Raw genomic sequence first — 15649 nt, forward strand, 5'->3', positions numbered from 1 at the left:
AGAGAATACGTTAGAATACTGGACTCAAAGCCCATTCAGACCAAGGAGTTGGCCAGAAAAAACAGGAAGGAGAAGAAGGGTTCTTCAGAAATCATCTCTGAAAAGCCCGCAGTTGGGTTTGTTCCCTCTAAAAAAAGTTTTACTAATGGGTACAAGCTGACCTGTTACTCTGATGGAAATTTGCTGGCTTTACTGTCTGTTGATCCGGCGAATAAGCATGATGTGAGTGTTGTCCGGGAAAAGTTCTGGGGTGATTGTTGAGGAGTTTTTCCGGCTGTTTTTCTGTTTTTTGGATAAGGGGTATGTTAGCAGGGGGGCTCGAGGAGGAATTTCTGAGGTTTTGGCGTTGTTTACACGCCAGTAAAGCGGGGGAATCAGATTAGTAATCTGGAGGAGAAGAAGTTTTACAACTACTTGTCTGACTTTCGCAGGAGGATTGAGATTTTTTTAGGTTTTCTAAGTTTCTTCTGAGGCCGAGCAGGAGTGTTAGTTTGAATGGGTTAACTGTCAGGATTTTAGGAGCGATTCTGGCCGTGAATCTGGACAGATTATACAACTTCACAGGTGAGGGGAACTAGGGTTTGTAGCTTTTGTATCCTATCCTCTGTAGTATCCCCCTTACTCTGCCAATTTCTGTGTCCACCTCCAGTGCTATTTTGCCCTTACAGGGGATGTGTCTCTTCTCTTCCCCTAGCCGGTTTTTTCTGTTTTATCCTCTCAAGCTCCTCAGTTATCATTGATATCGCCTTTTCTTTCGAGACGTATCCTGGATACTCCGTGTCGTCCCACTTCTTCAACCAGTCGACCACATCCAAAACTGCGGAGCTAACGGCCGGGACGATGTCTTTGGCGGGTACTCTTGCTACAGTTTTGCGTGAGGGACTGACCAAGAGGAGTTCGCCGGAGTCCCTGAAAACGAAAATTGGCCGCGGATCAAAGCTCCCCAGTGTTAAAATCATGGCAGGTTTTTTCTTGCCTACAGTTCCGATTAAGGCGAGTGCTTCTCTAAACCAATCCCTGTACGCCAATGGTACCGGAGTACTGGTCTCTTCACGGCTCTCCTCTGTGAGAAGTGCGAGGTTAATGAGCTCGGATGCAAAGCTTAGCGGATCGACTATGCCACTAAACAACACCCTTCTGGCTCTCACCCCTGAATACAGCAGGGGCATTCGTTTGGACCCGCATTTAAACTCCCCCACCCAATCAACAGTTATTTTGAAGCCTTCCTCTGCGGATGGGGCAATCAGACCTTCTCTTGTCGCAATGTCCTTGGCAATTTCCAAGCTTCTTCTCAGCTTGTCATCTCCGACAATGCTCACCACGGACTCCAAAAACTCCAATACCGACTTTGCCACCTCACTCAGCGACACCTCAAATGTTTTGTAGTACTCAATTTCATAATCTACGAGAACCTCGATTCTGACTTTGTCAGACTTTTTGGTAAAGGCAAAGACGACCGATGGTTCTATTGAACCGAAGTCGGTGACAAGCTTGCCCTTAGCACTCTGACATTGCTCTACGTCGCTCAAGAAAGTTGTGCATAGACCACTGCGCATTTCCAGCTCTTTTATGCCTTCGCAGGAAGCTGAACAGAATGCCAGAAGGTAAATCGCACTGAAAACTGCCTCTCGTCCACTGCATAGCGTTTTAATGACTTCGCCGTTTATCTCGAAGTTCAAGGTTATATCGTATTTGAAGTGAGTCTTCAGCCCTTCCTCATCCTTTGGAAAAAATAAAATGGAGAACGACATTTGTCTACCTCCCTAACCACTTTAGGTAGGCCGTTATTATCCTGTACAGCCCCTTTTTGGGATTATATTCGAGTACGACTCTTAATGTTTTTGATGTATACCTGTCAGTTCTTAATTCAGGAAATGTTTTCTCCATGGATACTCTTATCGTTCCATCCCCCAGGGGCTTAATGCTCCCACATTGCACTTCTCCTTCCTCAATGGTTTTCTTGATTAGGATAACGATTTCCCTCATTGTTAAATACTTCGGAAATACTGTGGGGTCCGCTTGCCCATCATATTCATAAATCCCAAAGACGTGTCTGCCAACTATGTGGGATGCCCTGTCATTGTCTAATATCACCTCACCTGAGGGCAACTTTATTTTGCAGGTATCAGTACCTCTGAACGTCACCCCATTCTTCACAAATACATCTTTGTATTCGTCGTGAAACTCCTTCACTATATCCTTTGCCTTCTCAGCGTCCCAGCCGTTTAAGTATGCTTGTGCCAAGAGTTTGCCGTACTCCTTCGGGCTGAATAAGTCTTCTACAGCCTTGACTTCGTCCCTGGTTATTGTGATAACTGGCTTTACTATGACGGCTTCCTTTTTAAGTCCGCCCCATTCCTTTTTGACATAACCATAACCAATCTCTACCTCCGTCCCCCAGAAGTTCGTCTTAACGCCCTTTGCCAGCTCCTGCCCATTGTAAGTAATCTTGTCTGGAATTTCACCCACAAAAGCCTCAGTAAACTCGCTGACTGGCTTTGAGTACACGTACTTGGCAATTAATGCTACGATGCTACCGACAGCAACTATCCACCCTATGCCCGGAACAAAAGCGCTGATGAACGGCTCTGCAACGACGGTGGCACCGCCGAACTGCGGCCGAACCTCGTCCCCGGGCTTTTTCTCGGGATTAAACTCTGGCGGAACCGTTACGGTACCGTTCACCGTGCCGTTAACAAAGCTCGCCGAGGCGCTGGCACTGCTAACAGTTAGTCCCAACATTAAAAACCCGAAGAGTACGGCAAGGGCTTTCTTCCACATTCTTGAACACCCCCACAGAGTTCAATGGATAGCAAATCCAAAACCTTAAAAGATTTACTATCAAAAGTTTAACAAGGCAATGAAAATCAGAATAAAATCTAACTGGGAGGAGTTTGAGTGATACAATTACCAAAAACATGGCAACCCGATAATAACAAGCATTAAAAAGAAAAATAGAAAAACCCTCACTCCAGCTCCTCTGCCAGCGGGGCGCTCTCATCAACGCTGATGCCCTTGCTAAGCATCTCCCTCAGGTCCTTCTCTGGATCGCTTATGAGCTTCAGCTCGAACTTCTTCCTAAGGATCTCAAAGACGTTCGGCGTAAGGAACTCTGGCGGCTTGGGGCCGAGGTATATGCCCTTTACTCCGAGGTAGAGGAGCGAGTAGAGTATCGCTATGGCCTTCTGCTCCATCCAGCTCAAAACGATGCTCACCGGGAGAGAATTTACATCGGTTCCAAGCTCGTTCGCTAAAGCTATTGCTATCTCAATTATGGAGTACACGTTGTTACACTGACCGAAGTCAAGGAAGCGCGGAATTCCCTCGATGGTGCCGTAGTCCCTCGCGTTGTAGCGGAACTTACCGCAGGCAGCGGAAAGGATGAGTGCATCCTTTGGAATGAGCTCGGTCAGCCTCTCGTAGTAGCCCATGCCCTTGTGGGGCGTGTCGCAGCCCCCAACAACGAAAATGTGCCTTATCTTGCCCTCGTTGATGAGCTCAAGCAGCTTGTCCTTCATCGCGAGGACGTTGGTGTGGTGGAAGCCGGTGAGGAGCTTTCCGCCGTCGTGGGCCTTCATCTTCGGCGTCTCAAGGGCCTTCTCTATTACCGGCTCAAAGTTGTAGTCCCCTATGTGCGGGACTCCCTCCAGGCCCGCTATTCCGGCGGTGAAGATTCTGTCGGCGTAGGCCTTCGTGGGCTGCTGGACACAGTTGCTAGTACCCACTATAACCCCTGGGAACTCGGCGAATTCCTTCTTTTGATAGAGCCAAGACCCGCCCCAGTTGCCGTAGAGGGCCTTAAACTTCCTGAGCTCCGGGTACGCGTGGGCCGGGAACATCTCCGCGTGGGTGTATACCTTTATCTCGTCTTCTAGGCCTTTCTCCTCTATCTGTCTGAGGAGCTCGTAAAGTGCCTTGTAGCTGTGGCCGGTGACGAGTATTCCATGGCCCTCTGAAGTCCCGGTGGGGACTTCAACCGGCTCGGGCCTTCCAAAGGTCTCAACATAGGCCCTGTCTAGGAGCTTCATCGCCTCAAGGTGAACCCTTCCGTTCTCAAGGATCAGCTCAAGGAAGCGGTTCTTGTCAAAGTTGACGTTGGTCAGTGTCGAGTAGAGCGCCTCAGCTAGGAAGTGTCCTATCTCTGGGCTGTCATATCCTACTTCAAGTGCATGGTAGTAATAGGCAGAGGTGCCCTTTATGCCGTAAAGCAAGGCCTCCTGGAGTGAGTTAAGGTCGGGATCCTTCCCGCATACTCCCCTGACTGTGCACCCCCCGGCCAAACTCATGGAGCACTGGTTGCACAGCATATCAAATTCTTCGGGCACTCTTATCGCCATCTTCATACCTCCCTTTTTATGACACATGTCATACTTCGATTATCCTTGAAATTTTTTGCATAAAAGCTTTGCGGTTTATTAACCTAAAAAAGTTATATGACTTATGTCATGACAAAAAGTTGGAGAAGTTGACAGAAAAGTTTAAATATTCCGTATGTCATAAAAGGGTATCATGAAGACGAACGCCTTCGATGCCGTGGCAAAATACGTATACCCTGCCCTCCGCAGAAGGCTGGTGGAGATTTTGAGGGAGAGGGGGCTCACCCAGACCCAGATAGCGGAGCTTTTACATATAACCCAGTCTGCCGTTTCGAGATACTTAGGGATGAACAGGGGCGCCCTCATAGAAGTGGAGAAGTTCCCTGACATTGACGAGAAGCTAAGGGGACTGGCGGATAGAATCATGAAAGAGAAGCCCGACGAGTACTACATTCATGGAGAACTAATTAAGATAACCGTTGAGATGCTCGGAAAGGGCTACGTCTGCTCCTTTCACTCAAGGGTAGACCCTGAGATAGACCCGAAGAAATGCAGGATATGTATAGAAACCTTTGGATGATTAAATAAAAAAGGTTGAAGAGAAAGATTTACGATTTCTCGATCATGTCTTCTTTTCTGGCAACAATATAGGTACAGCAGAGGTCTCCGGTAACGTTGTTCATTGTCTCAAACATGTCTATGAGTGGGTTGACTCCCAAAGCGAGGGCGACTATTATCGCTATCTGGCTTGGCTCAAGGCCAAGGGTTCCAAGCACTATGAAGAGGAGCATTAGGCTTCCTCCGGGGACTCCTCCTGCACCTATTGCCGACAGCACAGTGGTTATTATAACTATGGCCAAAGAGCTAACTGTGAGGTCAATGCCAAAGACATCTGCTGCAAAGACTGCCCACATCGGAAGGTGTATACATACTCCATTCATGTTGATTGTTGCACCGACTGGGAGAGAGAATTCTGCGAGCTCCCTCTTTATCTTGAAAGACTCTATTGCGGTTTTAATTGTGACTGGAAGTGTAGCGGCACTGCTCCTGGTGAAGAACGAGGTTATCATAACTTCCTTGGCCCTCTTGAAGAAGTCTATTGGGTTTTCCTTGAGGACGATTGAAAGCAGGATGGAGTAAACGATGAATATCATTATAGCAATTCCTGAAATAACGCCCAAAACGGCCTTTAGGTAAGGTCCAATTATGGTTGGCCCGTAGAGTCCAAAGTTGACAACTGCTAGTGAGAACACACCTATTGGGAAGTACTCCAGAATCCAGGAGACTATCTTGAACATTACCGAGTTTGCGCCGGAAGCGAAGTCAAGTGCCATTTGAATCTGTCTTCTCTCGGTTTCATTTTGGGTGTGGTCAAGGAGAACTCTCGCCGCGAGACCAAACAGGAGGGCAAAGACTATTATCGGAAGGAACTCACCGTTTGCCAATGCCTCAAAGGGGTTTGTGAACATCTTAAGAATTAAATCCGTCAGCCCTGAAGGCGGGGTTATTGAGGGGCCTCCTTCTCCCATAGAGCTCCCAAGTTTTTCAACGTCAACCGCCACACCTTGGCCGGGGTGCACGAACATTGCAATACCGACACCTATCATTGCAGCTATAAATGATGTGAGCATGTACCATAGGAGAACTTTTGCACCAACCCTTCCCAGCTTCTTTGGTGAGAGTCCTGAAGATCCGACTATGAGAGAGAAGAACACTATCGGTATAACGACCATTTTGAGCATCCTTACGAGCACTGCACCAAAAGGTGAAATGTATGTTGCTACCCTTTCACCGAGATTGCTTCCATTTGCCATGTCGTAGTACCACAGACTCAGCCCGAATGCGACACCCAATAAAAATGCAACACCAACTCTATATGGCAGAGGTATACTGGTGTACTTTTTTATTATACTCAATAAGTTCACCTCCAGATTGGATTTATGAACTTTTTTACACCTAATTGTCATATAGAAGGTATATATAACCTTTTGTGTCGGTTAAGTTTCATTAATACATCAATGTGTTTTATTAGTCAATAATGGATTTTAATGAGGAGTATGTCTCATAAGATATCTATGGTGCCTATTGGCTATGCTAATTACCCAAATCTACTTAACCCCTCTAATCGCATTCAATAAGAAATGGTGCAATGATTGTTGAAGATTGTTTCATAAATTCATTTTTAAATTCTTTCACTTGAATTTTTCTTGGGGGTGAGGACATGGATGAGCTTGAGATGATTAGGAGGAAAAAGATGCTTGAGCTCATGAAAAAAGCAGGTATCATCGAGGTTAAGCCCAAAGAACCGAAGGTTCTGACCTCCTCCCCGCCCTGAAGGGCGAGGGTTCCAACGAGTTAACCCCCCGCCATTGGCAGGGAGGTTTGAGGGGTTTCATTTAGACCCAAGTTAAAGCGGGTCTTCGACCCCTCGGGGAGGGTCTTCCCCCCGTTACCCCTACCCCCGCTAAAGCAGGAAGGCTCGGGGTTATCTTTTCAACTGCCTTTCTCAAAATGTTAAACGCTCCAACCAAGTCAGCGTTCATTACAACGCCCTCCCTGCGGCACTTGAATAAACCCCTAAAAATCCTACCATCAGAGTGCCGCTGGCCGCAGAGGGGGCAGGTTTGTGAGGTGAAAGCCTCATCAACAAGCAAAACTTCAATACTATACTCTTCAGCAACTTCCTTGAGACGCTGAATCACTGTATTGAACCGCCAGACGTGGGAGAGGATGAAGTTCTGCTTTTTGCCTCGGTCAGAGTTTCTTGAAATGCCCTCAGGATAACCAACAACTATCTTCGAAACTCCTAGGTGATAAAGCCTTTCAACCATCTGCTTGACTGCCGTGTTAATGTAGTGCCTTGCCTGAAGTTTAGCCTTCTCGTGCATTCTCTTGAGCTTTCTGCTCGTCTTGTAGCCGGACTTGTTGAGCTTTGACTGATAATCAGCAATCCTCTTCTGCCAGTAGAAGTCTATTGATTTTAATGGCCTCCCGTTAACGAGAAAAGCCTCGCCGTTTTCGACGTAAACGGCCATTAAATTGTTTACCCCCAAGTCGATTCCGGCTGAAAGATTACCCCTTGGCTCTCTTGGAACTTTAACCCAATCCCCGTTAGTTAGTCTTTCTTCGACCGTGTAGCTCACGTGAGCGTACCACTTGCGTCTTGCCTCATCGTAGATAATCTCAAGCCTCCCCTGCTTGCCCTTCAAGTGTATTCTCCCCTTGAATTGGATTTTTAGTGTTTTGAATTTTCCTAGGCGTCTCAACTCGATCATGTTGCCTTCAATTTTGTATTGGTCGTTTCGGAGTGGGATGATGAAGAGTTTTCTCCCGTTCTCCTCCTTGACGAATTTTGGGGGCTGTGGTTTGAACCATTCTGACAGTTCGCCCCTCTTTTTCTTCTTGAGTAGGGAGAAGAAACTACGCCACGCTTCAGCATTTTTTCTTGACAATTGTTGTACTGTTGAGCCACCAACCCAGTCCTTGAAGGTATAGTAGGCTTCTTTTTCTGTTGTTCCAAAGTCTATTTTCCCGAATTCTTTGAACTGTTTGAGCCTTTCGTAGTTGAGTTTGTTCCAGATTATTGCGGTGGCTTGGGCTAATTCGAAGAGGATTTTCTCCTGCTCTTTTGAGGGTTGGAGCTTGAGCGTTACTGCTCTTTTCATTGTCCCTCATTATTAATTTTACATCTTTGAGTTTAAAAGTGTTTTTGCTTTATCGCCAAAGGGCTTGTTCGTGGTTGTTTGTACCCCGCCCTGAAGGGCGAGGCTTGAAAAAAGAAAAAGTCATTGAGGTCATAACTTCTCCCACTTGTCCTTACTGTCCGATAGCATGGTCAATGGCCCAGGAAATAGCGAGAAAATACGAAGGAGTGGTAGCAAAGGAAGTGAGCGTTGCGACTCCAGAAGGGCAGAGAAAGGCTATGGAACACAACATAATGGGAACACCAACAATTTTAATAAACAATCGGGTTGAATTCATAGGTGTGCCGAACTTTGCTGAATTTGAGAGAAGAGTTAGGCAATATCTTTCCGCATAAACTTTAAAAATCGCCCTCTTTAATTTCTCCCATGTTTTTGTATGAGAAAAATTTTGAGCTGCAGAAGGCAAAAGCCCTTGAAAGCCTGAAGGAAGCTCTCGAAAAAGACCTAGTGGACAAGGATATTATCTCTCTTTTAGAGAAGGTAAACTCCCTTGAAAATTACTTCACGACCAGTTCTTGCTCAGGCAGGATAAGTGTTATGCAGATGCCGGATTTTGGGGACAAGCTCAATGCAGTATGGCTAGGCAAGTGGCATAGGGAAGTGGAATTGGCAGAGGTGCTTGAGGCTATAGGAAGACACAGCGAGGGCATGCTCTGGTTCATGCTTCACAGCCCAATACTCCACATTTCCGCAAAAACCCTAAAAGATGCTGTGGAATTGCTCAATCTGGCCATATCTTGCGGCTTCAAGCATTCAAACATCAAAAGCATAAGTCACAAAAAGCTCGTAGTGGAAATTCGCTCAACTGAGAGAATGGACGTTCCATTGGGTATGGATGGGGAACTCTGGGTGAGTGAGGATTATCTTAAGAGGATAGTTGGAATTGCAAACCTCCAGCTCAGAAGAGCCAAGGAAAAGCTCAAAAGACTTGAGAATGAAATTGAAAAACTTAAGAAATAGGGAAAGGGACTTCAGAACTCAGTTTCTTCTTCTCCTGGTCCTTTTCCGCCTTCCTTCTCCTTCTCAAGCTTGCTTGCGGCGATGACGTCGTCGATTCTGAGGATCATTATTGCAGCTTCGCTTGCGCTCTTTATGGCCTGCTTCTTGACTCTCAGTGGCTCAATGACTCCTCTCTCGAGCATGTCAGCTGGCTCTCCAGCAAAGACGTCTACACCGATTGTTGGTCCCTTGTCCTTGTGGGCTGCAATTGCTTTCACGAGAGTCTCAACTGGGTCAAGTCCTGCGTTCTCTGCGAGGGTTCTTGGAATTACCTTCAATGCATCGGCGAAGGCCTCAATAGCGAGCTGCTCCTTACCACCGACTTCTTTGGCGTATTCGTCGAGTCTGATAGCAAGCTCGATCTCTGGAGCACCGCCACCGGCAACGATCTTTCCGTCCTCAACGATGTCTTTGACGACTTTGATGGCGTCTTCGAGGGCTCTTTCGACCTCGTCGACCACGTGCTCTGTTCCTCCTCTAATGAGGATTGTGACGGCCTTTGGATTCTTGCAACCCTCAACAAATATCATGTTCTCTCCAGCGACTTTCCTCTCCTCAACTACCTCAGCGTAACCTAAGTCCTCTGGTGTGAGGTCTCTTACGTTTGTGACGATCTTTGCACCTGTGGCCTTGGCAAGCTTCTCCATATCGCTCTTCTTGACCCTTCTAACTGCTAGTATTCCTGCCTTTGCGAGGTAGTGCTGTGCTAGGTCATCAATTCCCTTCTGGCAGAAGACAACGTTAGCACCTGTTGCGATGATCTTGTCGACCATCTCTTTGATCATCTTCTCCTCTTGCTCAAGGAATGCCTGGAGTTGCTCTGGGCTTGTGATTCTAATCTCAGCGTCTGTTTCAGTCTCTTTGACTTCAAGTGCTTCATTGATAAGTGCGATCTTGGCATTTTCGACTTTCTTTGGCATTCCTGGGTGAACTCTTTCCTTGTCGATAACAACACCTTTGATGAGTTGAGTGTCCCTTACGCTTCCACCTTCCTTCTTCTCAAGCTTGATGTTGTCAATGTCCACAACGTATTTGCCATCAACTTCCTCTGCAACTAGTTTTACAGCATCAACAGCAAGCTTTGCAAGGTATTCTCTCTCTTCCTCTGCCGCTTTTCCAGTTATGGCTGTTGTTGCTGCCTTCATGAGTATCTCTTCATCCATCGGGCTGACATCCTTTGCAATGCTCTCAAGTATCTCTTGAGCTTTTTCAGCTGCAAGGGTGTAACCCTTAACGATTATCGTTGGGTGGATGTTCTGATTGAGCAACTCCTCGGCTTTTCTTAAGAGCTCACCAGCGATGACTACCGCTGTTGTGGTTCCATCTCCAGCTTCCTTGTCTTGGGTCTTTGCAACTTCGACCATCATTTTGGCAGCTGGGTGCTGGATGTCCATCTCGTCAAGAATAGTTGCACCGTCGTTTGTGATGACTATGTCTCCAAGGCTGTCAACAAGCATTTTGTCCATACCTTTTGGACCAAGGGTGGTTCTTACGGTTTCAGCAACGATTCTTGCTGCAAGAATGTTCAATCTTTGGGCATCTTTTCCAACATATCTCTGGGTTCCTTCGGGAAGAATCAATATTGGCTGGCCTGCAAGTTGGGCCATCTCTACCCACCCCCGACTTTTTTATTTCTTATCTGCGGGGAGTTTTTAGTTACAATGTGTTTTCATTCCGATTATCCATTCCTTTGTGCTATTTATAAATTTTTCGGTCAACCTTTTTAAGCTACTCCTCAAACAACACACGGTGAAAAGGAGATGGAAGAGTTTAAAAAAGCATTAGAAAGTAAGGACTGCCAAAAAGTCCTCGAGTACCTTGATGATTACCTAGAAATTATTGAAAGTGAAAAGGAGCTTAGAGATCTCCTCCAAGAACTTGAGGAACTTGTCCCAGAATGTGAGGAAGAGGCTTATGAACTCGCTCATGAGCTGGCTCACATTTATGCCCACTTGGATGAGCTTGAGAGAGGATTGGACGTTTACAGGAGGCTCGTGGAGAAGTATAAAGACCAAGGAGAAAAATACCTAGATGCCCTCTACCATCTTGCAGATGCCTATGAACATTTTGGAATGCCAGATAAAGCTATAGAGACATATGAAAAGCTTCTGGAACTTGAAAGGGAACTTGGAAATAAAAAAGAAGAGGCCCTAACTCTGGCACACATTGCAATAAACTATGATGAGCTGGAAGAAACAGAAAAGGCAATAGAATTGATGGAAAAAGCGAGTGTAATGTTTAAAGAGCTTGGCGATGAGAGGAACTATCTAGTAAGTTTGCTTGATTTGGCTCATTTTTACTATGAACTCGGGGACTATGAGAAGAGTGAAGAGCTCCTTTCAGAAATCTTAAAAACTCCCAGAGATGCAGAGATTGAAATTAATGCACGGATAGTTGAAGCCGAGATAAAAGCCGCACAAGAGGACTTCAAAGGGGCATTCCAATCCCTCAAACTAGCTCTCCTAAAAGCCTTAGAAGTTGACAATGAAGAGCTTTTCAGCATTGCATTTGATGCACTGTATAACTTTATAACAGAGCTCTTCGAGGAAAAAATGTACAAAGAAGTTTATGAAAACATAGGCAGTCTGGCAGATGCTTTTGAGGACATAAACGAGGAATACGAAAAGTTTTTCACTGCTGTAAAAGAGCTTGCAAAACTTAAAGACGGTCTAGATAATGAATACGACAGAGTCTATGGAACCATAAGCGTAGATGAGTTCAAAGAGCTGCTCGACGAACTTAAGAAAATTGGTACAAGCGTTTTGAGTGTAAGACTTTAAAAATTAGAATCAAAGGACGCCCTATCCTATTTTCCATTTTTCCAAAAAAATCGAAAAAGAGTAATCTACGAGCTTCCGGGCACTATCATCACGCTGAACTTGAAATCAAATTTTTCAGTAAGTAGTTTTCCTGGAGATTTTGGCCATATCAGGTAAAATTTATCCTTGCCTATTATTTTCCTGTCTTCTGAGATGCTATATACATGCACTTCGGTCACGGGAATAAAAAACAAGGGTCTTGTGATGACTACATGGTTTAATTTCTTTGGACTCAAGAGTGAGTGGCTTATCCCGGTGTCGTAGACTCTATATATCCTCATAAGACCTATAGATGGAACACCCGCTTTCTCAAAATCCTCTCTAGCAAAGTTGTATTCCGTTATTAGTGGCGAAGAAAGAATGCAGGAGGAGGAATAGCAGGTTATTTTTTCATCAACCGGCGAATAAATATAGAGGTACTGGTCGAGGATTTTAAAGCCTGAAAAAGAAGTAATTACAAAAGCCAGCAATATTAGAATTGCAAGTTGTTTTAGGTGATAGTCACCCTTTTTTATATAATGGTAGTATTTCCAGAACCACAGGAATATTACTGTTGGTATTGTGGCATAATACAGCACAAAAAATGTTCCAAAAGTCACCGGATCAGTAGCATGAGCATAATATGGCATAGCTTTATTTCCCCCTGTTTAAAAAATACCACTTAAACACTTAAAAATGTATCGGAAAGCCAGGTAGAATTTTACATTTTTCTTCCGAAAGCCTCGCCGTTCACAGCGAGGGGCCAGAAAGGCTGCTTAAACTTTTAAAATTTTTCAAAATAAAAAATAAGGCTATCAAAATCTAGAAACTGTCTCAACTTCTGCACTTTCAACGTTTTCAAGTTGGGCAAATGCTTCTGCAACCTCATCAAAGGAATATCCTTCAGCATCTTTTCCAAGCACGTAGACTTTAAGTGCAACTAGCCCAAATGCAATTGGCTGCCTTTCAATCTTGGATATTCCATATTTGCCCTCAAATTTCTCCTCAAGTGTCTTCCTGACAGCTGCTTCTAGTTCGTCGAGGTTCACTTCCGGGTCGGTTGGCATAACCTTAATAACTCCTACCAAATTAAAGTCGCTCATTTTCTTCACCTCAAGGTCCTTCCCATCCGCACTTGGGGCACTTGTAGGTTACCCCAAGGACACGGCAGCTTTCACATCTCCATATAACTTCTTCTCCACAGTTCGGGCATATAAAGTGGGTAGCGTGCTCTCTTGGTGTTATCTCTTTTCCACATGATGTACATACAGGGATTGTCTCGGCCATTTCAAACCACCTCCTTAGAAATGAGGTTTTTTGTCATCGTAATTCTTAACGCAATAAAGGGAGTCTATTTATAAAACTTTCGAGAGGGTCAGAGATATTGTCAGGATAACTGGGGCATCACCTCCTGAAGCCATTCAATAACATCACCCGGAGGCCTATCAAACCTAGAATGAATTCTGACAAAATTATACCAGAAGGCAAACAGAAAAACAAACCTATGAACTCTCCTCCAGTCTTTACCCCTGAAATTATTCCAGAAACGCTTCGTCCTCTCCTTCAACGTCCTAAACCAGCGCTCAACACTGTTCCTCGGCCCGAAAGTCACATGCAGATAACCCAACCTCAAACTCTTAAAAGCAGACTTATACCAGCTCGCCCTGTCAACCAGAAAGACAGGCTGCCCTTCACACGACTTTAAAACAACCAGAATGAAATCCCTGGCAACCCACCAGTTTCTAACAGTCGTAATCCAGACTGCTAAAACTTCCTTGCTCTCAACGTCAATTGCAGCCCAGAGGTATCTTTTCTTCCCGTTGATTTTTACGACAGTCTCATCAACTGCGATAAAATTCCTCTGTTTTCTTACTGCGAGGAGTGTTGGCTGGTAAACTGCTTCTGCTAGTTTTTGAACTGCCTCCCAGACTGTTGTGTGGCTGATTTTGAGGATTTTTCCGACTTGTCTGTAGCTGAGGCCTCGCAGGTATAGTTCTACTGCTCTGATTTTCTTTTCTGGTGGGATTTTGTTTCGGCGAAAAGGTTTTAGGCTGAAATTAATCGGTTGATAATGGTTTCGGCTTGCATGTTCCCCCCTTTCTTTTTCTGTGGTAGTGTCTGGGATTTAAACCTGACGCCCCACTGCTTATCCTGACAGTATCGGGTCAGACCATGCGAGTCTCTTCATCTTTCTGTCGAAATCTCCCTCATCATCCCTAACAAAAATAAAAGTGGGAGAACTTATAAATCTTCCTCAAAAACTAAAAACTGCACAAATTTTTCCTTATAAGACAGCACTTCTCTTATTTGCTTTTCGTCCACTTTTTCTGACATGCTGATCTGCTTGTAAAGTAGTTCAAGTTCTTTTAGCAATCTCCCCATTTCTATCTCTTTGTCTTTATAGTCCCCATTGGAGTTCTTTATTTTGCTCAAAAGCTTGCGGGCCAGCAGTAGCAGGAACAGTGATGAGTACTTACTATGTCCTAGCCCAAATTCCAGGTGTTCCAGTGCCTATCAAGATACCCACAACTAGGGCTTATGAAGTACTCTTTGGTGGTGCAGCAACCGTCTATCTGCTCCTAGCAATTCTGGTGCTGGCAACAAGAGAAGTCATGAAAAGAGGAAAGATTCACGAAGTAGAAAACGAGGGAGAAAAAGAAATAACCGTTGGTTGATTTCTTTTTTATTCCCATCTATATGCCCTCAAATACAGCTCTTTCATATCTTCAACACTTGGCTCTACCGGGTTGAAGTTGACCAGGGGGTCTGCATAGGCCTTCTTTGCCATCTCATCCAGCTTTGCCATGAAGGTCTCCTCGTCTACAAGCTCGCTGAGCCTGGGCACTCCAAGCATTTCGTTAAACTCTTTGACAACTTCGACCAGCTCTTCAGCGGTGTTGAACCCTATTTCCTTTGCTATCTCAGTGTATTTCTTCCGTGCATAGTCGCTTTTCATGTTGAATTCAATCACATAGGGTAAAAAGATAGCATTGAGCAACCCATGGGGACCGATCCATGCGGCTTTGTGACTTAGGCTGTGGCATATTCCGAGACGTGCATTCAAGAAAGCTATCCCCGCCATTGTCGCCGCATAGTGGATTTTCTCTCTTGCGGTTTCATCGCCATTAACGGACAGCGGGAGCCACTTAAAGACGGTTTTTATGGCTTGTATCGCCATCGCATCGCTGAAGGGCGTGGCTGCTGTCGTAGTATAAGCCTCAATTCCATGGACAAGAACGTCAAGCCCGCTGTTTCTTGCAACTTCTCTCGGCATAGTCCTGGGCAACCTTGGATCCAAAATAGCATATTCCGGGGCAATTTCAAATGATACGAAGTTGTATTTTATGCCATCTTTCTTGAGAACGCTTGCCGCTGAAACTTCACTCCCAGCACCGCTTGTAGAGGGTATTGCTACCAAGGGAGTCTTGAGTTTGGGAATAACTTTGGAAGGCTTTGTAAACCTGTCGAGGAATGCGATTTCCTCAAAGCTCAGCTCTGGAGCATCGTAAAACACTTTTATCGCCTTCGTGATGTCGATTACGCTCCCGCCTCCCAAGGCTATGAGTAAGTCCGGAGAAAACTCTCTAACCCTTGGCATCAGCTCCTCAACGTCCTCATAGCTTGGCTCTGCCGGCAGTTCTGTTATGGCATCCACCTCAGCCCCAGCTTCCTCTACATAGTCCATAACTTCATTCAGAAAGCCATGAATGCGCATTGACTTGCTTGAAAGGATTAAAACCCTCTCGTAACCCTTTGCAATGCTCTCCACATATCTAAGACTTCCCTCTCCGAGTGCTATCCTCGTTTTTAAGCCGAAGAACTTCATATCCCA

General features: G+C 45.3%; 15 protein-coding genes and 4 pseudogenes. 7 read left to right on the forward strand and 12 right to left on the reverse strand.

Features of this window, described 5'->3' with window-relative positions:
• Positions 1–578, forward strand: a pseudogene (locus tag THEPK_RS12625) (transposase); the annotation flags it as partial.
• A gap of 84 nt (positions 579–662) precedes the next feature.
• Here the strand turns inward: THEPK_RS12625 and THEPK_RS06625 are convergent.
• The 3 genes from THEPK_RS06625 to hcp form a co-directional block, all read right to left on the reverse strand.
• Positions 663–1751 carry a hypothetical protein gene (locus tag THEPK_RS06625; protein ID WP_042699789.1) on the reverse strand — a complete coding sequence of 363 codons (1089 nt, stop codon included), beginning with the start codon at positions 1749–1751 and terminating at the stop codon, positions 663–665.
• Positions 1752–1755: 4 nt separating this feature from the next.
• Positions 1756–2781 (reverse strand): hypothetical protein, encoded by a 1026-nt coding sequence (locus THEPK_RS06630; RefSeq protein ID WP_042699792.1) that lies wholly within the window; start codon positions 2779–2781, stop codon positions 1756–1758.
• 185 nt (positions 2782–2966) lie between these two features.
• The gene (gene hcp / locus THEPK_RS06635) at positions 2967–4337 is read right to left on the reverse strand and encodes a hydroxylamine reductase (RefSeq protein ID WP_042699795.1); all 1371 of its coding nucleotides are present in this window, start codon (positions 4335–4337) and stop codon (positions 2967–2969) included.
• Positions 4338–4509: 172 nt separating this feature from the next.
• Between hcp and THEPK_RS06640 the strand changes: the two genes are divergently transcribed.
• Complete coding sequence (locus THEPK_RS06640; protein WP_042699797.1) at positions 4510–4896, forward strand: transcriptional regulator; 387 nt, start codon at positions 4510–4512, stop codon at positions 4894–4896.
• A gap of 28 nt (positions 4897–4924) precedes the next feature.
• On the opposite strand, the gene THEPK_RS06645 is transcribed toward THEPK_RS06640, so the two are convergent.
• Entirely contained in the window at positions 4925–6232 is a 1308-nt protein-coding gene (locus tag THEPK_RS06645) for a dicarboxylate/amino acid:cation symporter (protein ID WP_052315905.1), read from the reverse strand.
• Positions 6233–6537: 305 nt separating this feature from the next.
• Here THEPK_RS06645 and THEPK_RS13080 point away from each other — a divergent pair.
• Positions 6538–6633: pseudogene (locus THEPK_RS13080) on the forward strand (thioredoxin family protein); the annotation flags it as partial.
• Positions 6634–6671: 38 nt separating this feature from the next.
• On the opposite strand, the pseudogene THEPK_RS06650 reads toward THEPK_RS13080, so the two are convergent.
• Positions 6672–7981, reverse strand: a pseudogene (locus THEPK_RS06650) (RNA-guided endonuclease InsQ/TnpB family protein).
• A 74-nt stretch (positions 7982–8055) separates the two neighbouring features.
• On the opposite strand from THEPK_RS06650, the gene THEPK_RS06655 reads away from it, so the two are divergent.
• Positions 8056–8355, forward strand: a complete 300-nt coding sequence (locus THEPK_RS06655) for a thioredoxin family protein (RefSeq protein ID WP_052315906.1) — start codon at positions 8056–8058, stop codon at positions 8353–8355.
• A 31-nt stretch (positions 8356–8386) separates the two neighbouring features.
• Positions 8387–8980 carry a tRNA(Phe) 7-((3-amino-3-carboxypropyl)-4-demethylwyosine(37)-N(4))-methyltransferase Taw3 gene (gene taw3 / locus THEPK_RS06660; RefSeq protein WP_042699800.1) on the forward strand — a complete coding sequence of 198 codons (594 nt, stop codon included), beginning with the start codon at positions 8387–8389 and terminating at the stop codon, positions 8978–8980.
• Positions 8981–8991: 11 nt separating this feature from the next.
• Here taw3 and thsB read toward each other — a convergent pair whose 3' ends face one another.
• The gene (thsB, locus tag THEPK_RS06665; protein ID WP_042699803.1) at positions 8992–10626 is read right to left on the reverse strand and encodes a thermosome subunit beta; all 1635 of its coding nucleotides are present in this window, start codon (positions 10624–10626) and stop codon (positions 8992–8994) included.
• A 153-nt stretch (positions 10627–10779) separates the two neighbouring features.
• Here thsB and THEPK_RS06670 point away from each other — a divergent pair, with 153 nt between their 5' ends.
• The gene (locus tag THEPK_RS06670; protein ID WP_042699805.1) at positions 10780–11799 is read left to right on the forward strand and encodes a tetratricopeptide repeat protein; all 1020 of its coding nucleotides are present in this window, start codon (positions 10780–10782) and stop codon (positions 11797–11799) included.
• Positions 11800–11864: 65 nt separating this feature from the next.
• Here the strand turns inward: THEPK_RS06670 and THEPK_RS06675 are convergent, their stop codons facing one another.
• The 5 genes and pseudogenes from THEPK_RS06675 to THEPK_RS13595 all read right to left on the reverse strand — a co-directional run bounded on the left by THEPK_RS06675 (position 11865) and on the right by THEPK_RS13595 (position 14250).
• Complete coding sequence (locus THEPK_RS06675) at positions 11865–12467, reverse strand: hypothetical protein (RefSeq protein WP_042699808.1); 603 nt, start codon at positions 12465–12467, stop codon at positions 11865–11867.
• A gap of 165 nt (positions 12468–12632) precedes the next feature.
• On the reverse strand, positions 12633–12920 hold the full coding sequence (locus tag THEPK_RS06680; protein WP_042699812.1) for an elongation factor 1-beta: 288 nt from the start codon (positions 12918–12920) through the stop codon (positions 12633–12635).
• 10 nt (positions 12921–12930) lie between these two features.
• Entirely contained in the window at positions 12931–13104 is a 174-nt protein-coding gene (locus tag THEPK_RS06685) for a zinc finger domain-containing protein (protein WP_042699814.1), read from the reverse strand.
• Between the two features lie 100 nt (positions 13105–13204).
• Positions 13205–13905, reverse strand: a pseudogene (locus THEPK_RS12405) (IS6 family transposase).
• 153 nt (positions 13906–14058) lie between these two features.
• Positions 14059–14250 carry a hypothetical protein gene (locus THEPK_RS13595; protein ID WP_042699817.1) on the reverse strand — a complete coding sequence of 64 codons (192 nt, stop codon included), beginning with the start codon at positions 14248–14250 and terminating at the stop codon, positions 14059–14061.
• A 32-nt stretch (positions 14251–14282) separates the two neighbouring features.
• Between THEPK_RS13595 and THEPK_RS12630 the strand changes: the two genes are divergently transcribed.
• The gene (locus THEPK_RS12630) at positions 14283–14492 is read left to right on the forward strand and encodes a hypothetical protein (RefSeq protein ID WP_232194549.1); all 210 of its coding nucleotides are present in this window, start codon (positions 14283–14285) and stop codon (positions 14490–14492) included.
• Positions 14493–14500: 8 nt separating this feature from the next.
• On the opposite strand, the gene THEPK_RS06700 is transcribed toward THEPK_RS12630, so the two are convergent.
• A complete protein-coding gene (locus THEPK_RS06700) occupies positions 14501–15643 on the reverse strand; it encodes an iron-containing alcohol dehydrogenase (RefSeq protein WP_042699820.1) in 1143 nt (380 codons plus the stop codon).
• Positions 15644–15649: the final 6 nt, after the last annotated feature.

This window comes from Thermococcus sp. PK (assembly GCF_000430485.1).
Classification (GTDB): Archaea; Methanobacteriota_B; Thermococci; order Thermococcales; family Thermococcaceae; genus Thermococcus_A; species Thermococcus_A bergensis.